At 56.2% G+C, this 20,406-nt stretch carries 21 protein-coding genes; 10 read left to right on the forward strand and 11 right to left on the reverse strand.

Annotated elements, in window-relative coordinates:
• Nucleotide 1: 1 nt before the first annotated feature.
• From holA to AACZ19_RS08800, 3 genes are all read left to right on the forward strand, one after another.
• Nucleotides 2-1,021 carry a DNA polymerase III subunit delta gene (gene holA / locus AACZ19_RS08790; RefSeq protein WP_339633046.1) on the forward strand — a complete coding sequence of 340 codons (1,020 nt, stop codon included), beginning with the start codon at nucleotides 2-4 and terminating at the stop codon, nucleotides 1,019-1,021.
• Complete coding sequence (locus AACZ19_RS08795; RefSeq protein ID WP_339633048.1) at nucleotides 1,022-1,669, forward strand: HAD family phosphatase; 648 nt, start codon at nucleotides 1,022-1,024, stop codon at nucleotides 1,667-1,669. It abuts the gene before it with no gap.
• 117 nt (nucleotides 1,670-1,786) lie between these two features.
• A complete protein-coding gene (locus AACZ19_RS08800) occupies nucleotides 1,787-2,407 on the forward strand; it encodes a pyridoxamine 5'-phosphate oxidase family protein (protein ID WP_339633050.1) in 621 nt (206 codons plus the stop codon).
• A 44-nt stretch (nucleotides 2,408-2,451) separates the two neighbouring features.
• On the opposite strand, the gene AACZ19_RS08805 is transcribed toward AACZ19_RS08800, so the two are convergent.
• The gene (locus AACZ19_RS08805) at nucleotides 2,452-3,000 is read right to left on the reverse strand and encodes a GNAT family N-acetyltransferase (protein ID WP_339633052.1); all 549 of its coding nucleotides are present in this window, start codon (nucleotides 2,998-3,000) and stop codon (nucleotides 2,452-2,454) included.
• A 388-nt stretch (nucleotides 3,001-3,388) separates the two neighbouring features.
• Between AACZ19_RS08805 and AACZ19_RS08810 the strand changes: the two genes are divergently transcribed.
• Nucleotides 3,389-4,285 (forward strand): LysR family transcriptional regulator, encoded by an 897-nt coding sequence (locus AACZ19_RS08810; RefSeq protein ID WP_339633054.1) that lies wholly within the window; start codon nucleotides 3,389-3,391, stop codon nucleotides 4,283-4,285.
• A 114-nt stretch (nucleotides 4,286-4,399) separates the two neighbouring features.
• Nucleotides 4,400-5,575 (forward strand): hypothetical protein, encoded by a 1,176-nt coding sequence (locus AACZ19_RS08815; RefSeq protein ID WP_339633056.1) that lies wholly within the window; start codon nucleotides 4,400-4,402, stop codon nucleotides 5,573-5,575.
• A 33-nt stretch (nucleotides 5,576-5,608) separates the two neighbouring features.
• Here AACZ19_RS08815 and AACZ19_RS08820 read toward each other — a convergent pair whose 3' ends face one another.
• From AACZ19_RS08820 to AACZ19_RS08845, 6 genes are all read right to left on the reverse strand, one after another.
• On the reverse strand, nucleotides 5,609-6,715 hold the full coding sequence (locus tag AACZ19_RS08820; protein ID WP_339633058.1) for a ParB/RepB/Spo0J family partition protein: 1,107 nt from the start codon (nucleotides 6,713-6,715) through the stop codon (nucleotides 5,609-5,611).
• Nucleotides 6,716-6,736: 21 nt separating this feature from the next.
• The gene (locus tag AACZ19_RS08825; RefSeq protein WP_339633060.1) at nucleotides 6,737-7,552 is read right to left on the reverse strand and encodes an AAA family ATPase; all 816 of its coding nucleotides are present in this window, start codon (nucleotides 7,550-7,552) and stop codon (nucleotides 6,737-6,739) included.
• 20 nt (nucleotides 7,553-7,572) lie between these two features.
• Nucleotides 7,573-8,202, reverse strand: a complete 630-nt coding sequence (rsmG, locus tag AACZ19_RS08830) for a 16S rRNA (guanine(527)-N(7))-methyltransferase RsmG (protein ID WP_339633061.1) — start codon at nucleotides 8,200-8,202, stop codon at nucleotides 7,573-7,575.
• Complete coding sequence (gene mnmG / locus AACZ19_RS08835; RefSeq protein ID WP_339633063.1) at nucleotides 8,195-10,057, reverse strand: tRNA uridine-5-carboxymethylaminomethyl(34) synthesis enzyme MnmG; 1,863 nt, start codon at nucleotides 10,055-10,057, stop codon at nucleotides 8,195-8,197. The genes rsmG and mnmG overlap by 8 nt, the downstream gene beginning before the upstream one ends.
• 147 nt (nucleotides 10,058-10,204) lie before the next feature.
• Nucleotides 10,205-11,536 (reverse strand): tRNA uridine-5-carboxymethylaminomethyl(34) synthesis GTPase MnmE, encoded by a 1,332-nt coding sequence (gene mnmE, locus AACZ19_RS08840; RefSeq protein ID WP_339633065.1) that lies wholly within the window; start codon nucleotides 11,534-11,536, stop codon nucleotides 10,205-10,207.
• 27 nt (nucleotides 11,537-11,563) lie between these two features.
• On the reverse strand, nucleotides 11,564-11,809 hold the full coding sequence (locus tag AACZ19_RS08845; protein ID WP_339633066.1) for a DUF6489 family protein: 246 nt from the start codon (nucleotides 11,807-11,809) through the stop codon (nucleotides 11,564-11,566).
• Between the two features lie 99 nt (nucleotides 11,810-11,908).
• Between AACZ19_RS08845 and AACZ19_RS08850 the strand changes: the two genes are divergently transcribed.
• The 5 genes from AACZ19_RS08850 (at nucleotide 11,909) to AACZ19_RS08870 (ending at nucleotide 16,145) form a co-directional block, all read left to right on the forward strand.
• Nucleotides 11,909-13,951, forward strand: coding sequence for a thioredoxin domain-containing protein (locus AACZ19_RS08850; RefSeq protein WP_339633068.1), 2,043 nt, complete (start codon nucleotides 11,909-11,911; stop codon nucleotides 13,949-13,951).
• A complete protein-coding gene (locus tag AACZ19_RS08855) occupies nucleotides 13,938-14,417 on the forward strand; it encodes a methylated-DNA--[protein]-cysteine S-methyltransferase (RefSeq protein WP_339633070.1) in 480 nt (159 codons plus the stop codon). The genes AACZ19_RS08850 and AACZ19_RS08855 overlap by 14 nt, the downstream gene beginning before the upstream one ends.
• A 36-nt stretch (nucleotides 14,418-14,453) precedes the next feature.
• Nucleotides 14,454-15,428: a quinone oxidoreductase gene (locus AACZ19_RS08860; RefSeq protein WP_339633072.1), complete on the forward strand. Its 975-nt coding sequence runs from the start codon at nucleotides 14,454-14,456 to the stop codon at nucleotides 15,426-15,428.
• A gap of 61 nt (nucleotides 15,429-15,489) precedes the next feature.
• On the forward strand, nucleotides 15,490-15,744 hold the full coding sequence (locus tag AACZ19_RS08865) for an AbrB/MazE/SpoVT family DNA-binding domain-containing protein (protein ID WP_339633074.1): 255 nt from the start codon (nucleotides 15,490-15,492) through the stop codon (nucleotides 15,742-15,744).
• The gene (locus tag AACZ19_RS08870) at nucleotides 15,744-16,145 is read left to right on the forward strand and encodes a type II toxin-antitoxin system death-on-curing family toxin (RefSeq protein ID WP_339633076.1); all 402 of its coding nucleotides are present in this window, start codon (nucleotides 15,744-15,746) and stop codon (nucleotides 16,143-16,145) included. The genes AACZ19_RS08865 and AACZ19_RS08870 overlap by 1 nt, the downstream gene beginning before the upstream one ends.
• A 49-nt stretch (nucleotides 16,146-16,194) precedes the next feature.
• Here AACZ19_RS08870 and rho read toward each other — a convergent pair whose 3' ends face one another.
• The 4 genes from rho to hemE form a co-directional block, all read right to left on the reverse strand.
• Complete coding sequence (gene rho / locus AACZ19_RS08875; RefSeq protein WP_339633078.1) at nucleotides 16,195-17,454, reverse strand: transcription termination factor Rho; 1,260 nt, start codon at nucleotides 17,452-17,454, stop codon at nucleotides 16,195-16,197.
• Nucleotides 17,455-17,668: 214 nt separating this feature from the next.
• A complete protein-coding gene (hemJ, locus tag AACZ19_RS08880; RefSeq protein WP_339633079.1) occupies nucleotides 17,669-18,118 on the reverse strand; it encodes a protoporphyrinogen oxidase HemJ in 450 nt (149 codons plus the stop codon).
• Nucleotides 18,119-18,174: 56 nt separating this feature from the next.
• Nucleotides 18,175-19,209 (reverse strand): ferrochelatase, encoded by a 1,035-nt coding sequence (gene hemH, locus AACZ19_RS08885; protein WP_339633081.1) that lies wholly within the window; start codon nucleotides 19,207-19,209, stop codon nucleotides 18,175-18,177.
• Between the two features lie 8 nt (nucleotides 19,210-19,217).
• Nucleotides 19,218-20,255, reverse strand: a complete 1,038-nt coding sequence (hemE, locus tag AACZ19_RS08890; protein WP_339633083.1) for a uroporphyrinogen decarboxylase — start codon at nucleotides 20,253-20,255, stop codon at nucleotides 19,218-19,220.
• Nucleotides 20,256-20,406: the final 151 nt, after the last annotated feature.

Here is a 20,406-nt window from a genome sequence, read left to right on the forward strand (position 1 = left end):
GGTGGAACTGGCCAGTAGCAGATTGCCCGCTTTCCTCAAGTCCCGCGATCCGAAAGTCCGGATTTTCCTGTTTTTCGGCCCCGATGAAGGCCTCGTGCGGGAACTCTCCCGCTCCCTCTGCCTGAGTGTGGTGGACAGCCTTGAAGATCCCTTCCGTTTTATCGACATCCAGGCGTCTGAGCTGTCCGCAGACCCCGCCCGCCTGATGGATGAGGTCACGGCCATTTCCATGATGGGGGGAGAGCGGGTGGTGCGCCTGCGCGGGGCGAACAATAATTCGAAAGACTATCTGGAGCCGCTGACGGAGCAGGACCTGCCGGACAGCCTTCTGGTGATCGAGGCGGGCGACATCCGAAAGGACAGCGCCCTTGTCAAGATGATCAACAAGGCCCCCCATGGCGCCGTGACGCATTGCGCCCATGACAAATCGCAGGACATTCTCAGCCTGATCCGCGAGGTTCTCGGCGCCGCAAACATCGATCCGCCGCGGGAAGTCATTGATTATCTTCGGGAAAATCTGGGGAGTGATCGTGCCATTTCCCGTCAGGAGCTGGACAAGCTGGTGCTCTATATGCGCGGACGCACCGATCCCATGACGTTGGAGGATGTGCGCGCCAATATCGGGGATTCCTCGGCGCAGAATATCTTCGATATCATGGATGCGGCGCTTCTGGGTAATCTCGACGCCCTGGAGAGGCAGCTCAACAAGGCGTTTTCCGCGGGCGAAAGCCCCATCGGCTTCCTCCGCATGATTCAGGGGCAATTGAAACAGCTGCATAAGGCCGCCGCCCTCCGCGATGCCGGTCAGCGAAGCGAGGATGCCATCCGCAAGGCAGGTATTGCCTATTTCAACCAGAAAAAGGCCGCCGTGCAGATTTCCGGCAAATCGAGCCGCCATATGGCCATCTGTCTCGACATCACAATGGAGGCGGAAATCAAATGCAAGACAACGGGGTATCCAGAGGAGGCCATCTGCCGCCGGGCCCTGATGCGCATCGCCATGGCCAACCGGAAAAGATAGATGAAACGGCCGGATCTCGTTATTTTCGATTGTGACGGCGTCCTTGTGGATACGGAACCGGTCTCCAACGCGGTTCTGGCGGAAAACCTGACGCGCCATGGCTTGCTGCTCTCAACGGAAGACTGCATCGGGATGTTTACCGGCTGGAGCATGGTCAGTGTCGAGCAGGAGGCAATCCGTCTCGGCGCGACCCTCCCCGAGGGCTGGATCGCCGCCGTCTATGCCGAGGAATTCGAAGCATTGAAACGGGGTGTGGACGCGGTGAACGGCATTTCCGAAATCCTCGACCGGCTGGAGGCGGCTGGCATTCCCTTTTGTGTCGCCTCCAACGGGAGCGAGGAGAAGATGGCGATTACCCTTGGCCAGACAGACTTGCTCCCGCGGTTTCGGGGCGCAATGTTCTCCGCCCATACGCTCAAAACTTCGAAACCCGATCCAGCGCTGTTTCAGGCCGCGCTCACCGCCTTCAATGTGGAAGCGGCTCGCGCCGTGGTGATCGAGGATAGCGTTCTCGGCGCAACCGGCGCGGCCCGCGCCGGCATCCCCTGCTACGGCTACGCCCCTCATCACGACGGCGCCGACCTCGCTGCCACCGGCGCGCGGGTTTTCAAGGAAATGCGGGAGTTAGAACAGCTGCTGGCGTTGTAAAGAAGAGCTGTTCGAGAAAATCGCAGGATTATGTCATAATCCTGTGGTTCTCTGTGGGATACTAAGGCCCTAAATAAACATGTTTGCCCCCGACAAATAACATATCAGGTACAACAAATGCCGAAATCCAGCAAAATCACCACCATCGAGGCGCTTGAGGCGCTGTATGGTGGCGTTAATCCCAACTCACTGGCGAAGGAGACGCCGTCTCTTACGCCGGAATATCGACGCTGGATCGAGGAGGCGCCGTTTTTTGCCCTGGCGAGCAGCGGGCCCGGCGGGCTTGATTGCTCGCCCCGGGGGGATGCGGCGGGGCAGCTTTTCCGCATTCTCGATGACCGGCATATCGCCATTCCGGACCGGCGGGGGAATAACCGCCTCGATAGCTTGCGGAACATTCTTCATGATCCGCGAGTCGCGCTCCTCTTCCTCATTCCGGGGATCGAGGAGACGCTTCGCATCAACGGCCGGGCGACCATAACGACAGAATCCGAATTAATTCAAAGCTTTAGCGTTGGCGCCACGACGCCGCTCTCGGTCATTCTGGTGGAAATTGACGCGGTGTATTTTCAATGTGCCCGCGCGCTCAAACGCTCAAAGCTTTGGGATCCCACCGCGTTTCGCGCCTGCGGCGACGTGCCGACGGCGGGGCAGATGACACGCGGCGCCAAACCGGACTTCGAAGCCGAGAAATACGACGCCGAGCTCCCCGCCCGCCAACAATCTTCCCTCTATTAGAGAGATGACAGGTTGAGCGGCGGGCGGGGGTCACCAGACGAGAGCTATTGCGGTCTCTTGGACCCGGCGATAACCGCATAACCCGGCTTGATTAGGGGAAAAACCCCTTTCACCAAGCCAGCCTGGTGGGAGAAACCTGCGCCGAACTTCTGGGCAAGCCGGCGGATGGCCATGTTATTGGGCACGAAGTTTACCGCCAGAGCATCTATATGACTGTCACGCGCACATCGAAGCGCGAGGGTCATCAGCTCTGTTCCGATGCCGATCTGCTGCCAATCATCCTCGACACTGATGGCGAGCTCCGCCTCTGTGGGCGAAACGCCGCTTGCGAACCTGAGCTCGACAACACCGCGAAGGTCAAACCCCAGAAACGCGCCGCAAATGATCGGCAGGGGCCGCCCTTCGTTCCGGCAATAATGCGTTACTGTATGGAGTGAGACCGGTGATCCGAAACGCAGTCTCAGACTGTCCGGGCCAAGCCGTTGTAAATGCGGCAATAACAGACCATGCTCCGCCGGACGAAGTTCCCGGCACAAGGGCGGGATATAGCCCGGCAGGCTTTTCAGTCCGGCGGCGTTTAACGGCTCAGTCATAATGGAGCCTCGTCTGTTGATGACGCAGGGTGGATGCTTCTAACCAAGCTGTCATCCACTTTCCGGTGATTTTCATTCCCCGGTAAAGCATGGAAAAGAATTTGCGGACCAACGCGTTAGCGCGCCCCATCAACCTCAGAATTTCCTCAGCCCGAAGTCGGCGGCCCTCCCGGACGCAACGATCTATGTCCGCAAGGGATAGAACTCCTGAATTGTTCTCGTTTAACAAGTCATTCATCGAAATTTCCTTTTTACGCTTGCGAAAGACATTTACAGCAGCCATATTTATGCTGCATTGCAACAATATATACGGCACTGCACCATTCGATAATGGCCTGACTGGTCAAAACTGTTTTGCCCGGCAGGAAAAGATGGAGACACAGGTCCCATGGATATCGCCAGCCAGATGATCCTTTTCGCGAATGTCGTGGATCATGGCAGCTTTTCAGCCACGGCACGCGCCCTTGGCCTGACCCCCTCGGCCGTCAGCAAACAGATAAGCCAGCTGGAAGACCGGCTGGGCGTTCGGCTCCTGAACCGGTCCACCCGGCATATTTCAACGACATTGGAAGGGCGGACATTCTATGAGCGCTGTGCCGAGATTTCTGCGGGGGTAACCCGCGCCGAGGAGCTGGCGCAATCCTTCAGCGGCCGGCCGCAGGGAAATTTGCGTATCGCGGCGACGGTGGCGTTCGGCAAGGCCTGCCTGATGCCACTGATGCCCGCCTTTACCGCCAGTTTCCCGGAAGTGACGGTCGCGCTGGAGCTGACGGACCGGCAAATTGATCTCTCCGACTCCGACTATGATCTGGCCATTCGCTTTCCCGAGCAGATAACCGATACGTCTCTCGTTGCCTGCAAGCTGTCCAGCAGCAAGCGCCATCTCTGCGCCTCCCCAGCCTACCTCGAGGCGCATGGCGCGCCGCAAACACCGGATGATCTTAAAGATCACAACTGCCTCAGGATTTCAACGGTCGCGAACTGGAATGACTGGCATTTTCGCAAAGGGGAGGAAACCTGGACCTTCGCCGCGACCGGCAATTTCGACGCCAACAGCGCCGATGCGGTCTATCACGCGACCCTCGCCGGGCTCGGTATTGCGCAGCTGTCCTCCTATCTCGTGGATCCGGACATCGCCGCAGGCCGCCTCATCACGCTGCTGCCGGAGTATGAGGAAAAAGCCACCGATATCTTCGCCGTCTATTCCGACAAACGCAACCTCTCCCCCAAGGTCCGGGTCTTTATCGACTATCTCGTCGAACATTTCCGCCCCCTCCCCCATTGAGGCGCGCCGCGAGCATCCGTATTTCGCTATCACGTTTTAAGAATATCTTTAGAATTGTTTTTATATTCTGATTATTCTTATAAATGGTGTTTTCAGGGTGGCTCGTCGGAAAAAATGGAACTTTCGCGGATTAAAACGGCGCTCTCCCGCCTTATGCGGAAGAAATGGGTCTGGTTTCTCCTCGTCATCGCCGGTTTCTGGACCGCGTCACACGTCTGGGATTACTACAAGCTCCTCTCCGGCCAGACGCCGATGTACGACGTCGCCATCAAGCTCAAGGTCGGCGACGAACTGGTCGAGATAAATCGCACGGTCCCTTGCCTCGAAATTCCGAGAGGGGAACCTCTTCAGTACATATTTAAGAAGCGGCCTTTCACATATCGCGCACGGGATTTGTCTACGGGTGCGCATCTTGAAAATGGCCGCGCGGTTCTCAGCATTATTCCGGATGTTTGCCGGGAAATAAAGGACGCGATGAAAGCCGGAGAGACAGGCAATATTGCTCCGGCAGACTTCTTGCCGATGACGGCCCTGATGGATGATTTTGATGATCCGCAGCTGATGAAGGTGTTTGGCGCGCGCAGTTATTACGCGCGGGACGATGCGGAAGTGAAGGTTCTGTCCTACGATATTAGGCCTGCTGAAAAAGGTTCCTTTCCGAGCCTGAAGGATGACTTCGGCTGGTTCAGGGGTGGAACGGTCTTTAAACGCTCCAACGATTATCTGTTCTTCGACAGCGCCAGATTAGTTTGTCTTCCGATTGATGAGTTTAAGGGACAATGGACGGGGAATGCGAGGGCATTTGATGGCGTTGCTGTGCCAGTTTATGCATTCGATGTACAGGGATTTGACTATCCGTTTAGAAGGCCCTTTCCAGGTGTAGGGATGCCCTTTACGGGCGATGTAGCACAAAATATTCCAGCAGTTACAAATCCAGACTTCTTCGCTTTAAGAGATTCGGAACTCTTTCATATTTCGTTGGACTATGTGATCCCTGCGGTCAAAACGAAAGGCATATATCAATTTAACCAGAAAGATACTGGCGTGCTCCTTCTGCAAAGAGCGAAAGATCAAACAGACGAAAAGGACGTGACGCAACATGACGATATTACGACAACGACAAAAAGATTCGGAATCAATGTTGAAGGACAGGTCATAGATTTGATTACTGAAACAATAAAGGACGGGTCAGTACGTTCAGTAAAAAGAGGGCCGTACTTTTTTTCTCCAACCGCCAACAAGCTTTGTTTCTTCGGTGTTGAGCATATTAGGTTTTTGGACTCACGGTAATTTATACAATCGATAAAACATCTTTAAATAGAATTAATCCTTCAATGCATCACCGAGGGCGTTTTTGATTTCGTCGTCGTATTCATAGCCCTTTTCGTCGTCCTCATCTTCCTCTTCCGAAGCCTCTTCGGGGTCGGGCGCGGGTTCATCTTCGGTGTCTTCCTCGGCGTCTTCGGCGAATTCATCCTCGAGATCATCGTCCTCGTCGAGCGGATCCTCCTCCGGCTGGTCGCGGAAGAAATTCAGCGGCTCCCGCGTCAGGCGGCGGCAGGCTTCATCGAGCTGGTCGAGGTCCCCATAGGTGATGGTCAGCGTGCCGTTGCCCGTATCGAAATGATCGATGGAGACATCCATCCCGATGGCCGCCCCGAGATCGTCCTCCAGCGCGCGAACATCCGGGCTTTTCATCACCCGGCGCGCCATGACGCCAAGCGGCCCTTCCCCGTCCTTGCGATGGCCCTTTTTCTTGACGAGCTTTTCCACGGCGCGGACGCTAAGTCCTTCCGCCACAATCTTTTTCGCCAACTCCTCGGCATTATCCTGATTGATGAGCGACCGGGCCGCCCCGGAAGACAGCTTGCCCTCCCGTACCATCATCTGCACGGACAGCGGCAGGGTCAGCAGCCGCATCATATTCGCAACATGGGTCCGGCTCTTGCCGACATGCTGGGACAGGGTTTCCTGGGTGTGATCGAATTCCCCCATGAGGCGCTTGTAGGCTTCCGCCTCTTCTATCGGCGACAGGTCTTCGCGCTGGATATTCTCGATCAGCGCGATTTCCATGGTCTCGGCGTCGGTCAGTTCCTTGATGATGACCGGCACCTGATGCAGCTGCGCCATCTGCGCCGCGCGCCACCGCCGTTCTCCGGCGATAATCTCGTACTCACTGTCGGAAGTCGGGTTTCGTCTCACCAGAATAGGTTGCAAGACACCTTTTTCCGCGATGGAGGCGGCGAGGCTTTCCAGCGCCTCCTGATCCCAGTCGAGACGTGGCTGAAACCTGTTCGCGCGCATCTGCTCCACCGGGACTTCCTTGGCCGAGCGCACCTTGTCGAGATCGGCATAATCCGTGGCCACATCGTCGCCCAGAAGAGCGGAGAGACCCCGTCCGAGCTTTTTCTTTGAAATATCGTCAGTCATACTTTATTCGCATTCCGGCCCTCAGGCCGCATTGAGGTGGCGTTCCCGCCGGATCACTTCGCTGGCGAGGCGGATGTAGGCCTGGCTGCCGGCGCAGCGATGATCATAGATCAGAACCGGCTTGCCGTGGCTCGGCGCCTCCGAAATCCGGACATTGCGCGGGATCACCGTCCGGTAGACCTTGTCACCAAGAAAATCGCGGACATCCTGCGCCACCTGAAGCGACAGATTGTTCCGCTTGTCGAACATGGTCAGGACAACCCCCTGGATTTCAAGGCCGGGATTGAGGGTGAGCCGCACCCGCTCAATCGTTTTTATCAGCATGCTGAGGCCCTCAAGCGCGAAAAACTCGCATTGCAGCGGCACAACAACCGCATGCACGGCCACCATCGCGTTCAGCGTCAGGAGATTGAGCGACGGCGGGCAATCGACGAGGATATAGTCATACTCGCCGCGCACTTCCGACACCGCATCATACAGCCGGTGACTGCGCCGGTCCAGCTCGATCAGCTCCAGCTCCGCGCCGGACAGGTCCGCCGTCGACGGAACGACATCAAGCTGCGGTATATTGGTCTTGTGAATGGCGGCGCGGATCGTCGTTTCGCCCATAAGGACCCCATAAACATTCTCGCCGCGATCCTCACGGCCAATCCCGAGGCCCGTACTCGCGTTCCCCTGCGGATCAATATCAATAATCAGGACTTTTTGGCCAATCGCCGCCAAAGCCGTCGCCAGATTTATGGTGGTGGTGGTTTTACCAACGCCGCCTTTTTGATTCGCAATGGCCAGGATACGCGCAGATACCAGATTATGAAGACTTGCCACATCGTTACTCATGATTTTCAGGCCTCTCTAGACTATGATCGGCGGTGCAGCTTTGATATTTTCAGGATGCAACCGTCTTCACTTGTTAAACTACGGAGTTTCTCGACCTCCATATTCCAACATTTAGAGGCTATCGTCAATTCCTCATCTACATCTTGTCCCTTTAAAAAGAACAATTCTGTGTCTTTCCGGACAAAGGGCGCCGCAAGGGTGAGCAGCTTTTCGAGCGGGGCCAGCGCCCGGGCGGAAATAATATCGGCGGTAAAGGGCTCCATTTCCTCAATCCGGCGATTGTGAACCGTGACTCCCGCCGATGTTTCACGTGAAACATTTTGCATGAACAGGCATTTGCGTTGATCACTTTCGACCGCGTGAACCTCGAAGCCACTGCAGATGCCGATCACCAGAGGCGGAAAGCCCGCCCCGCTTCCCAGGTCCAACCAAATGCCGCTGGATCTTGTCGTATGACTTAAGAGCTGTGCGCTGTCGAGCATATGCCGACGCCAGAGATCCGGAAGCGTCGATTTTCCGATGAGGTTGATCGCCTTCTGCCATTTCTGCAGCAGCTCCGCATAAATGAGAAGCCGGTCCAATGTTTCACGTGAAACATTCACCTCTGACAAAAATTCTTCCGGCCCGAACGAACTTTGCGGATCAGCCATGTTTGCGATGCGCCCCGCGCTTCACATAAGAGATAAGCGCCGTCAGGGCCGCAGGAGTCACGCCGGAGATGCGTGCCGCCTGCCCCAATGTTGTCGGGCGGACCGCTGCGAGCTTCGTCCGGACTTCCATGGAGAGGCCGGCCACGTCTTCGAACATCAGATCATCGGGAAGCCGCAGCGTCTCGTCTTTCCGAAAGTCGCGGATGTCCGACTTCTGCCGCTCCAGATACCCGCGATATTGCGCGTCAATGGCTATTTGCTCCAGAGTTTCTGGTTTAAAAACAGAAACTTCAGGCCACACACGAGAAATATCTGCCGTCGTAATCTCCGGGTAGGCCAGCAGGTCCGACGCTGTCCGGCGCACGCCGTCCTGATTGACGTTGAACCCATGACGCCGGGCTTCGTTGGGGGTCATGTTGAGGCGATCGAACAGTTCGCGGGCCGCGTCGAGCTCCTCCCGTTTTGCGCGATAGGCCGCCTCCCGCTCGGCGCCAATACATCCAATATCCAATCCGAGCCCGGTCAGGCGCTGATCCGCATTGTCCGCCCGCAAGATCAAGCGGTACTCCGCGCGGGACGTAAACATCCGATAGGGTTCTTTCGTGCCCCGTGTGATCAGGTCGTCGATCATCACCCCGATATAGGCATCGGCCCGATCGAAGATCACATCCTCTCCCCCGCCAGCGCTTCGCGCGGCATTCAGCCCGGCCATCAGGCCTTGCGCCGCCGCCTCCTCATACCCGGTGGTCCCGTTGATCTGTCCGGCAAGATACAGGTTTTTCAGCCGCCGCGTCTCCAATGTGGGTTTGAGTTCCCGCGGATCAACGAAATCATACTCGATCGCATAGCCCGGGCGATACCACTCCACCTTCTCCAGCCCCGGAATGGAGCGCAGAAAGGCGATCTGCACATCTTCGGGCAGAGACGTGGAAATGCCATTGGGATAGATCGTATCGTCGTCAAGGCCCTCCGGCTCCAGGAAGATCTGATGCCCTGTCTTTTCCGCAAAACGCACGACTTTATCCTCGATCGACGGGCAGTAACGCGGGCCCGTGCCCTCGATCTGCCCGGAATACATGGGCGCGCGATGCAGATTCTCGCGGATAATCCGGTGCGTTTCCTCTGTCGTCGTTGTGATATGACAGGAAATCTGCGGTGTCGTGATCCTCTTCGTCAGAAAGGAGAAGGGAACGGGGGTCTCATCCCCCGCCTGCTCCTCAAGGACGGACCAGTCAATCGTCCCGCCTTTGAGCCGCGCCGGTGTGCCGGTCTTGAGCCGCCCAAGCTCGAACCCCGCCCGCTCCAGCGTATCGGACAGCCCGTTAGAGGGCGCATCGCCGATCCGACCCGCGGGGATTTTCGTCTCCCCCATATGGATTAGACCCCGGAGGAAGGTTCCCGTGGTCAAAATCACCTTGCCACCGGGAATTTCCGTTCCGTCTGCGGTGATAACTCCGGATACAACGCCATCTGTTACCAGCAGGTCTTCCACCGCTGCCGCGTGGATGTCGAGATTTGCCTGATCCCGGAGGGTGGCCTGCATGGCCTCCCGATAGAGTTTACGATCCGACTGCGCGCGCGGGCCCCGGACAGCAGGCCCCTTGCGGCGGTTCAAAAGCCGGAACTGGATACCGGCCGCATCGGCCACGCGCCCCATTACGCCGTCCAGCGCATCGATCTCCCGGACCAGATGGCCTTTGCCCAGCCCGCCAATGGCCGGATTACAGGACATCTCACCGATGGTTTCCAGCTTGTGGGTAATCAGGAGGGTCGCCGCCCCAAGACGCGCAGAAGCCGCCGCCGCCTCGCAGCCCGCATGTCCCCCCCCGATTACAATGACATCATATCGCTTCATCGCGGTACCCTTGAAATTCTGCCCCTACATAAAGGGAATCCAAGGCATTTACAAGACGGGAGCGTCCGTGTCCGTCAAAATGTTTCACGTGAAACATCGAATGTCCGATATGGGCCGATGTTTCACGTGAAACATTTCCTCCCGCCCCTATTTTCCGATACAGAAGTCGCCAAAGATGACATCCAGAACATCTTCGACATCGACCCGCCCGGTAATCCGCCCGAGCGCGCGGACGGCAAGGCGGACATCTTCCGCCGCCAGTTCCGGCTCCATCGATGCATCGAATCGATCAAGCGCCACCACGCATTCCTCCAGCGCCTGGCGATGGCGAACACGCGTGAGGGCCGGCGCGCCGGACAGATCGAGGCGGTTCGTCACATCCGCCTCCAATGCAGACAGAAGATCGTCCAGTCCCTCGCCTTCCTTCACCGAGAGCGGGAAAAGACGCGGCGCGGTCTTGGTTTTCGGTCTTTTCGAGACAAGATCGGTCTTATTGACCAGCCGGTAATCCCCTTCTTTCATCAGGTCGGCGAATTCATCCGGAATATCGGGCGCATCGGCTGTTGTCATGAAAAGACGGATGTCCGCCCGCGCCGCGCGATCCCGCGCCCGCCGGACGCCCTCGCGTTCAATCACATTCTCCGAAAGCCGCAAGCCCGCCGTATCAATGATCGATACCGGGAAGCCTGCTAGATCCATCGGCACCTCGATAATATCGCGGGTCGTCCCGGCCTCTTCCGAGACAATCGCCGCATCGCGCCGGGCCAAGGCGTTGAGCAGGCTTGATTTTCCGACATTGGGCCGCCCGAGAATGACGACCTCCAATCCCTCGCGGATTTTCTCCCCGCGATGACCATCGGAGAGATGTGAATTGATCTCCTCCTTTAACAGCGCGACTTTCGGGGCGACGGCCGCGGCGACCCCGCCTGGCAGATCCTCATCGGGGAAATCGATATCCGCCTCAAGATGCGCGAGAGAGGAAACCAGCGCCGAACGCCAACCTTCATAAATCCGGCCGAGTTCCCCTTGCATCTGGCGAAGCGCCTGTGTGGCCTGCGCCTCCGTCTCGGCATTGACGAGATCGCCGAGGCCTTCCGCCTCGGTCAAATCCATCTTGCCATGTTCAAAGGCACGCCGCGTAAACTCCCCCGGCAGCGCCGGACGATGCCCGGGAAAACCGGACAATTCCTCCATCACCGCCGCAAGAATGGCCGGACCGCCATGCAGATGCAGTTCCACCACATCTTCCCCGGTGAAACTTTCCGGTGCCCGAAAAATGATAACAAGTGATTGATCTATAATGGTTTTTCTTGACGCTCGATAAACATTTCGCAAGCTCGCAACGCGGGGATCAGGGGCGACTTTCCCCGTCAGTTCCTCCAGGGACGCCACGGCGCCCGGCCCGGACACCCGCACGATGGCGACCCCGGCACGGCCCCGTCCGCTCGCCAGCGCGTAAATGGTATCGGTGAAACTCATGACCAAATCCGCGCAAAAGACGCGCGGCTATTTTCCGTCATCGTCGCCTTTGGAAAATTGCGACCAGAACAGCTTCTGCATCTGCTCCATGCCCTGAATGCCGGCCGGAAGCCATGTCTTCATCATATTTTCCGGATCGAGATTGCCGATATTCTCCAGCATCTTGGCCTGCAACTCTTTCATCACCGCCTCCTGCATCTTCTCGACGTCTGGTAATCCGAGAAAAGTCCTTGCTTCCTGCGGTGTACAATCAATATCAACTGTTATCTTCATGAGCGGCATACTCCTCATTGATGCAGCGGCGGTTGCTTTGGTACAACAAACCCCATAGGTTCCTATATACCGAAACAGGGGTACAAGAACAGGTTTGAGATGAAAAATTTACTTGGCGCGGAAACAAGCCCGTATCTTCTCCAGCATCAGGACAATCCGGTGCATTGGCAGCCTTGGAGCGCGGATACATTGGCGCTTGCGAAGAAAGAGGGCAAGCCGATCCTGCTCAGTGTCGGTTATGCGGCCTGTCACTGGTGCCATGTGATGGCGCATGAAAGCTTCGAGGACGAAAATACCGCGGCGCTGATGAATGATCTCTTCATCAATATCAAGGTGGACCGGGAGGAACGGCCCGATATCGACCAGATTTACCAGACTGCCCTCGCCCTTCTTGGCGAACAGGGCGGATGGCCGCTCACCATGTTCCTCAATTCCAGCGGTGAGCCGTTCTGGGGCGGCACCTATTTCCCGCCGGCGAATTCCTACGGCCGGCCGGGATTTCAGAATGTCCTGCAGACCGTCTCGGATATCTTCAAGAACGAGCCTGAAAAAGTCACCAAAAACCGTGATGCGCTGAAAGAAGCACTAAAAAACCTTAACCGAGGTGTGGAGGGAGAGCGGCCGAAACTCACCATGGAAGTCCTGGAGCGGATTGCCGCCCGCTATGCCGAGGAAGCGGACCCGGTGCATGGCGGCATCGGCTCGGCGCCGAAATTCCCGCAAACCTATGTGCTGGAGAATATCTGGCGGAGTTACCTGCGCACCGGTAATACCGCGCTGTCAGAGGTTGTGGTCAAGGCGCTGACCGCCATGTCGCAAGGCGGGATCTACGATCATCTTGGCGGCGGGTTCGCGCGCTATTCCACCGATACCTTCTGGCTCGCCCCGCATTTCGAGAAGATGCTCTATGACAATGCGCAAATTCTCGATCTGCTCCTGATCGTGCATCATGAGACGAAATCGGAGCTGTTCGAGGAGCGCATCTATCAGACAATCGGCTGGCTGCTCCGCGAAATGACAACGTCGGAAGGCGGATTTGCCGCCACCATCGATGCGGATTCGGAAGGCGTTGAAGGCAAGTTCTATGTCTGGTCCAAGGATGAAATTGATGAAATCCTTGGCGATCACGCGCCGCATTTCGAGGAAATCTATGGTGTCGTCCCCGAAGGAAACTGGGAAAACACCAATATTCTCAATCGGTTAAAGTATCCGGATCGGATCGATATCGAGGCGGAGGCGGCGTTGGCGCCATGGCGCCAGCAATTGTTCGAGCATCGGGAGAACCGCATTCGGCCTGGCCTTGATGACAAGGTCCTGACCGACTGGAACGGCCTGATGATCGCCACACTCGCCCGCGCCGGACAATATTTCGGGGAAGCCCATTGGATCGAGGCGGCGGAGAATGCCTTTGTCGCCATCACCACCCATTCCATGGAAGAGACTGGCCGCCTCAATCACAGTTTCCGCCTCAATCGAGCGCAGCATACGGGGCTTCTGGATGATTACGCCAATATGGCGCGCGCGGCCCTCGCGCTCTATGAAATCACCGGCAAGGGTTTTTATCTGGAGCGCGCCGAACAATGGACCGATATTCTTGATGAGCATTTCTGGGATCATAACGGCGGCGGTTATTTCTTCACTGCCGATGATGCGGAAGCCCTGATCGTGCGCAGCAAGAACGCGCATGACAATGCGGTTCCCGCCGGGAACGGCACAATGCTGGAGGTTCTGGCGAAGCTGCATCTGCTGACCGGAAAGCGGGAGCCATTCGAGAAGGCAACAGAGCTTCTTCGCTGTTTCACGGCGGAACTGGGCCGGAATTTCTTCCCCCTCGGAACACTGCTCAATAATTTCGAGACTTTGGTCAATGCGCGCCAGGTCATTATCATCGGCCAGCGTAGTGACCCTGAAGTCATTGACCTGATGAATGTTTTACGGGATTTCAGCCTGCCGTCAAAAGTCGTGAACGTGTTAGAGGACACAAGCAACCTCCCCTTCGATCATCCGGCAAAGGACAAGACCAAGCTGGACGGCAAGCCGACAGCCTATCTCTGCACGGGACCGACCTGTTCGCTGCCCGCCAACTCCGTGGTTGATTTTGCCGCCCTGCTGAAGGAAGCAACACAACATGCCCCAGCTTAGCCTGCACAGCCCGGTTGGCGATCTGACTGTCACCGAGGAAGACGGCGTTATCATCTCCCTTGATTGGGGATGGGTTCCGGCGGAATGGCAAAGCACCACGCCCTTGTTGGAAAAGGCTGTTGACCAGCTGAACCAGTATTTCGATGGGGACATCGGCGATTTTGATCTGCCGCTGGCCCCGCCCGGTACAGATTTTCAGAAAAAAGTCTGGTCGGAAATGCTGAAAATCCCGGCGGGAAAGACGAAAAGCTATGGCGAGATCGCCAAAGCCCTCAACTCTGCCGCTCAGCCGGTGGGCACGGCCTGCGGCGCCAACCCGATCCCGATCATCATTCCCTGTCACAGAGTGCTTGCGGCGGGCGGCAAGATGGGGGGATACTCGGGCCTTGGCGGGCTGGAGACGAAAACGGCACTGCTCCGGCTAGAAAAAGCCCTGCCGCATGAACAGCAACGGCTTGATTTATAAGAATAAACTGTGGGCGCAGTTAAAAAGGGAAGAACAATGACAAAAGCAATTGTACAAACCGAAGTCGGCGGTCCGGAAACCATGAAATGGCAGGATGTCGAGCTTGGCAGCCCGGGTAGGGGCGAAGCCAAAGTGCGCCATACGGCCGTCGGCCTCAATTTCATCGATGTCTATTTCAGGACCGGGCTCTATCCTGCCCCGCTTCCGCTCACCACGGGGATGGAAGCCGCTGGCGTGATCGAGGAACTGGGCGAAGGGGTGACGGATTTCAAGGTCGGGGATCGCGTGGCCTATGCCGGGCGGCCCGTCGGCGCCTATTCCGAGGCGCGGATCATGCCTGTCGACAATCTTATTGTTCTGCCGGACAGCATTGATGACAAGACCGGCGCAGCAATGATGCTGCAGGGGATGACGACGGAATATCTGCTGCAGCGAACGTTTCACGTGAAACAAGGTGATACCATCCTGTTTCATGCGGCGGCGGGCGGCGTCGGTCTCTTTGCCTGCCAATGGGCGCGGCATATTGGTGCCACGGTAATCGGCACGGTCGGATCGGAGGAAAAGGCGGAACTGGCCAAAGCCCATGGCTGCACCCATACAATCCTCTACCGGGAGGAGGATTTCCAGAAACGGGTGATGGACATCACCGACGGCAAGGGCGTTCCGGTCGTCTATGATGCCATCGGCAAGGATACGTTCGAAAAATCCCTCGATTGCCTCTCCCCGCGGGGTTTGATGGTCTCCTTCGGGAATTCCTCCGGGCCGGTCACCGGCGTCGATCTCGCCATTCTGGGCGCGAAAGGCTCCCTCTATGTCACCCGCCCGTCCCTGATGGTCTATAACGCGACCCGCAAGGAGCTCGAAAAATCCGCGGGCGACCTGATGAAACTCGTCGGCGACGGCACCATCAAGGTCAATATCGGCCAGACCTATCCCTTAAGCGAGGCCCGCAAGGCTCATGAAGACCTTGAGGGGCGCAAAACCACGGGCTCAACGGTGTTTACGGTGTGATATATCTTGACAGTAATTACCTTTGTAATTACATAAGTCCGCATAACAACTGGATATTGCGATGTTAAAAGATTACAGCAAGAAACCGGCGGGCTTCGAAACCAAGCTGCGCAAGACCGGAAGTGCCGTGGGGGCGACAATCCCCGCGGATTTCCTGCGTCAGCTTGATTTGCAGGAAGGCGACAATGTAACTGTCAGTGTTGAGGACGACGGCGTGAAGATTGTCAAATCTGACCCGGCTTTCGATACTGACATGGCGCATTATGAGGTGATCGAGGATCGTTTCGCCCCGGCTTTTCGGAAACTCGCAGAATAATGACGCTTCATTTGCCGTCGAAGGCGGTGATGCTCGAAATCCATAAACGACAGTTGGAACGGTTTGGCGGGGCGCCCGGTATCCGCGATGACGGCGGGATTGATGCCGCCCTCGCCCGGCCGCACCAACTTGTTGCCTACGGCGGCGGCGAAGATGTCGATATTTTCCAGATTGCGGCGTCTCTTATGTACAGCATCACCAAGAACCGGCATCCCTTTGCCGATGGTAATAAACGGGTCGGGCTCGCCATGCTGTTGCTGACATTGCGCTCAAATGGCTCGTCGCTGGATATCACCAACGATCAGGCCATCAACATGACCCTTGAAATTGCCGATGGATCCATGAGCGAGAACGAACTTGTCGATTATTGTCGCGAGAAATCGATCTCCCTCATCGACTAAAAAAGGCGCCCGATTGAGGCGCCTTTTTTCATGTAAATATATGATTTTACTACGTATTCATGGAATCGAAGAAATCGTCGTTGGTTTTGCTCTGCTTGAGTTTGTCGAGCAGGAATTCCATGGCGTCGGTAGTGCCCATCGGGTTGAGGATACGGCGGAGGACCCACATTTTCTGCAAGGTCGCCTTGTCGACCAGCAGTTCCTCTTTCCGGGTGCCGGATTTGGTGATGTCGATGGCCGGGAAGACACGCTTGTCAGACAGCTTGCGATCCAGGATGATTTCCGAGTTACCGGTGCCCTTGAACTCTTCGAAGATAACCTCGTCCATGCGCGATCCCGTCTCGATCAGGGCAGTGGCGACGATGGTCAGCGATCCCCCCTCCTCGATATTCCGGGCGGCACCGAAGAAGCGTTTCGGCCGCTGCAGCGCATTGGCATCCACACCACCGGTCAGCACCTTGCCGCTGGACGGGACAACCGTGTTATAGGCGCGCGCCAAACGCGTGATACTGTCGAGCAGGATAACGACATCGCGTTTATGCTCAACCAGCCGTTTTGCCTTCTCGATCACCATTTCAGCCACCTGAACATGGCGGGCAGCAGGCTCATCGAAGGTGGAACTCACCACTTCGCCGCGCACGGAACGCTTCATGTCCGTCACTTCCTCCGGCCGCTCGTCGATCAGCAGCACAATGAGATAGACTTCCGGGTTATTGGTGGTGATGGAATTGGCGATATGCTGCAAAAGAACGGTTTTACCGGTTCTGGGCGGGGCAACAATCAATGCCCGCTGGCCCTTACCCTGTGGTGAGACCAGGTCGATCACGCGGGCGGAATTGATGTTATTACTTGTCGGATCAGGTGTTTCCAGCTTGATACGCTCATCCGGATAAAGCGGGGTCAGGTTATCAAAATTGATCTTGTGTCGGCCTTTTTCCGGATCTTCAAAGTTGATATTCTGCACTTTCAGAAGGGCGAAATATCGCTCTCCGTCCTTCGGGCTTCTGATCTGTCCTTCCACCGTATCCCCGGTTCGAAGCGAAAAACGCCGGATCTGGCTCGGGCTGACGTAAATATCATCGGGTCCCGCAAGATAATTCGCATCGGGGGAGCGGAGAAAGCCGAAACCATCCTGGAGAATCTCAAGCACCCCGCCGCCGGTGATTTCGGCGCCGTTTTCCGCCTCATATTTGAGGATGGCGAAAAGCTGTTCCTGCTTACGCAAGGTCGAGGCATTCTCGATCTCGCGCTCTTCCGCCAGGGTGAGGATTTCGGCGGGAGATTTTTTCTTAAGCTCTTGAAGATTCATAATGTTTTCTGCGCTCAATTTCGGGGAATAAAAGAATAAACCAATAGATTTATAGCGGGATTATCGGCCATTGCCGAAGAAAAGGGTCTGATGAAAATTGCTAGTATACTCGCGATGCAATGAGACCGTGGAACAGGAATTGTCCAAAGAGATTTGCCCCTCATGCCATTTTTGGCCGCATTAGTCAACCGAAATATGCAGCTTTAAGTGCCCGTCAGAAGGGTTTGACGACGACCAGAATAACGATGCCAATGACCAGAACAGTCGGTATCTCATTGACAAGACGATAGAATTTCGCCGGACGCGTGTTCTTGTCCGCCTCGAACTGCTTGCGCCATTTGGAGAGTTCGCCGTGGAACCAGCCCATCAGGAACACCAATGTCAGCTTCAGCCAGATCCAGGGCTCACTCCAATCGACGATCCCCGGCGTCAGAAGGAGCAACCCGCCGAAGAAAAAAGTGAAGATCATCGCCGGATTGATAATTCCGCGGAGCAGCCGCCGTTCCATGATCTTGAAGGTTTCCGACATATCCGAGCCGATTTCCGCATCCGAATGATAGACAAAAAGCCGCGGCAGGTAGAACATTCCCGCCATCCAGGCAATAACCGAGATGATATGCAGGGCTTTCACCCAGGGATAAATATCAGCCAGAATGTCGTCCAAGGTCGGCCCCTTTTCTTCAATTCGTCAATCACTTCCGTTGTTTACGGGATTTTGCGTCATGACGCCAGCATCAAACAGTCTTTGAAACCTGTCGGGCATATGCGGGCACCGGCCTCGCTTGACACATTTGCCGTTTGCATTTTGAGAACCATCGCCGCAAGGCCAGTAATAAAGTCCGCATGAACACCCACGGTATTCACCCGATAATAACCAACAACGCCTTTTTCCTTGGCGAGTTTTGCATATTCGATATCCAGCTCGACCAGTGTTTCGGAATGTTCCGATACGAAGGCGATGGGAACGATGACCAGGCCTATTTTCTCTTCCCCGGCACGGTGAATTTCAGTTTCGGTCGAGGGCTCAAGCCATTTCATCGGACCGACCCGGCTCTGGTAGCAGACCTTCCAGTCCAGATCGGGCATATCCAGTTTTGCCGCCACCCGCTTTGCAGTCTCCTCGACCTGAAATTGATAGGGATCTCCCTGATCGACAATTTTCTGCGGCAATCCATGGGCAGAGAAAAGAAGACGCACAGGCTGTCCGTCTGGAACTTCCTTCAATTTTTCGGAAATCTGGTTGGCATAGGCAGCGATAAACCCTTCTTCCATCGGATAGCAGCACAGGCTTGTCGTCGGTAAAGTGATCCCTGCCTTTTTCGCCTCGCTTTGCCAGTCGGAGAAGGAAGAGCCTGTCGTGGTTGAGGAAAACTGCGGATATAGGGGAAGGAGTATAACCTCATCCGGCGCCCAATCTCTCACTTCCGCCGCGGTTTCATTGGAGAACGGATGCCAATAACGCATGGAGATAAAGACTTTGTATTCATCATCACCGCTCGTCTCAAGGCTCGCCTGAAGAGCATCAGCCTGCGCTTTCGTTTGTTCCAGGATAGGAGACGCGCCGCCAATATAGCTGTAGATTTCTTTTGCAACCGGTGCCCGCCGCCGCGATATCAGCTTTGCCACCAGCCAGCGAAACGGATTTGGCAGGCGGATTATCGCCGGATCGTTGAAGAGGTTGAACAGGAATGGCTCTACCGACGCGGGCTTGTCCGGACCGCCCAAGTTAAACAGCACAATTGCCTTTTTCGCCATGAGCTTTCCTATTTGCCGCGGATGAGTTCGCTGAGCCGCGCCACGTTCTCCGGTGGTGTCTGCGGGACGATCCCGTGACCGAGATTGAAGATAAACGGGCCCTTGCCTAGGGTTTCAAGGATCGTTGCAATTCTTTTTTCCATTGCCACCCCGCCCGTGACCAGCAGCATCGGGTCCAGATTACCCTGCACCGGGACGAGGGATTGCACTTCCTGCGCCGCCCAGTCGAGCGGTGTACCCGGATCAAGGCTGACGGCGGTGACGCCGGTCTCCTTCACGAACGCCATAATGTTGCCCCCCACGCCCTTGGGAAAGCCGATGACAGGCAAATCGGGATGTTTGGCACGGAGACCCTCCACGATGCGTCTAGTCGGCTCTATGGACCATTTACGGAATTCATCATCGGGCAGGACACCGGCCCAGGTATCAAACAGCTGGACCACTTCCGCGCCCGCCTCAACCTGTTTCAGGAGATACTCGATCGTTGCCTCGACAAGAATATCTATCAACGCGGAAAACCCGGCGGGATCGCTATAGATCCACTGCTTGATATTGGCATAATCCTTTGATCCGCGCCCCTCCACCATATAGGTTGCCACCGTCCACGGCGCACCGGCAAAACCGATGAGGGTACAGTCCTTCGGGATCGACTGGCTGAGCCGCGCCACGGTCTCGTAAACCGGATCGAGGGTCTTGTGAATGACCGAGAGATCAAGCCTGCCAAGCTCCGTCGCCGCGCGGATAGGATCGAGCACCGGTCCCTCACCTTCCTTATAGGCAAGCGGTTGTCCCAACGCATGGGGGATCAGCAGGATATCGGCAAACAGGATGGCCGCATCCATGCCGTATCGCCGGAGAGGCTGCAAGGTGACCTCCTCGGCCAGCTCCGGATTATAACAAAGATCAAGGAAATTACCGGCTTTCGCCCGGGTTTCGCGATATTCGGGAAGATAGCGTCCGGCCTGCCGCATAAGCCAGAACGGCGGCCTTTCCATTTTCTCGCCTGACAAGCTTTTGAGCAGGGGTTTGTTTTTAAGTGCACTCACGCTTGATACCTTCTCAAAATCTTATCCCTTTCAATTATATATTTTAATAAAAGGTGGTAGTTGTGGTTGTTCCCTGTGGGACATGGGGATTAAATTTTATCCCCGCCCTTTATAGATTTTCTGGGGATAAAATCCAGTGTTGTTCCGTTCT

Source organism: uncultured Sneathiella sp. (assembly GCF_963973085.1).
Taxonomy (GTDB): Bacteria; Pseudomonadota; Alphaproteobacteria; order Sneathiellales; family Sneathiellaceae; genus Sneathiella.

Excerpts from the sequence above, each read along its gene's own strand:
- AACZ19_RS08855 (WP_339633070.1), top strand. The coding sequence starts at position 13,938 with ATGCCCCAGCTTAGCCTGCACAGCCCGGTTGGCGATCTGACTGTCACC.
- AACZ19_RS08850 (WP_339633068.1), top strand. The coding sequence starts at position 11,909 with ATGAAAAATTTACTTGGCGCGGAAACAAGCCCGTATCTTCTCCAGCAT.
- AACZ19_RS08870 (WP_339633076.1), top strand. The coding sequence starts at position 15,744 with ATGACGCTTCATTTGCCGTCGAAGGCGGTGATGCTCGAAATCCATAAA.
- mnmG (WP_339633063.1), bottom strand. The coding sequence starts at position 10,057 with ATGAAGCGATATGATGTCATTGTAATCGGGGGGGGACATGCGGGCTGC.
- AACZ19_RS08800 (WP_339633050.1), top strand. The coding sequence starts at position 1,787 with ATGCCGAAATCCAGCAAAATCACCACCATCGAGGCGCTTGAGGCGCTG.
- AACZ19_RS08860 (WP_339633072.1), top strand. The coding sequence starts at position 14,454 with ATGACAAAAGCAATTGTACAAACCGAAGTCGGCGGTCCGGAAACCATG.
- AACZ19_RS08820 (WP_339633058.1), bottom strand. The coding sequence starts at position 6,715 with ATGACTGACGATATTTCAAAGAAAAAGCTCGGACGGGGTCTCTCCGCT.
- rsmG (WP_339633061.1), bottom strand. The coding sequence starts at position 8,202 with ATGGCTGATCCGCAAAGTTCGTTCGGGCCGGAAGAATTTTTGTCAGAG.
- AACZ19_RS08845 (WP_339633066.1), bottom strand. The coding sequence starts at position 11,809 with ATGAAGATAACAGTTGATATTGATTGTACACCGCAGGAAGCAAGGACT.
- AACZ19_RS08805 (WP_339633052.1), bottom strand. The coding sequence starts at position 3,000 with ATGACTGAGCCGTTAAACGCCGCCGGACTGAAAAGCCTGCCGGGCTAT.
- AACZ19_RS08795 (WP_339633048.1), top strand. The coding sequence starts at position 1,022 with ATGAAACGGCCGGATCTCGTTATTTTCGATTGTGACGGCGTCCTTGTG.
- mnmE (WP_339633065.1), bottom strand. The coding sequence starts at position 11,536 with ATGAGTTTCACCGATACCATTTACGCGCTGGCGAGCGGACGGGGCCGT.
- AACZ19_RS08825 (WP_339633060.1), bottom strand. The coding sequence starts at position 7,552 with ATGAGTAACGATGTGGCAAGTCTTCATAATCTGGTATCTGCGCGTATC.
- AACZ19_RS08815 (WP_339633056.1), top strand. The coding sequence starts at position 4,400 with ATGGAACTTTCGCGGATTAAAACGGCGCTCTCCCGCCTTATGCGGAAG.
- rho (WP_339633078.1), bottom strand. The coding sequence starts at position 17,454 with ATGAATCTTCAAGAGCTTAAGAAAAAATCTCCCGCCGAAATCCTCACC.
- AACZ19_RS08865 (WP_339633074.1), top strand. The coding sequence starts at position 15,490 with ATGTTAAAAGATTACAGCAAGAAACCGGCGGGCTTCGAAACCAAGCTG.
- AACZ19_RS08810 (WP_339633054.1), top strand. The coding sequence starts at position 3,389 with ATGGATATCGCCAGCCAGATGATCCTTTTCGCGAATGTCGTGGATCAT.
- hemH (WP_339633081.1), bottom strand. The coding sequence starts at position 19,209 with ATGGCGAAAAAGGCAATTGTGCTGTTTAACTTGGGCGGTCCGGACAAG.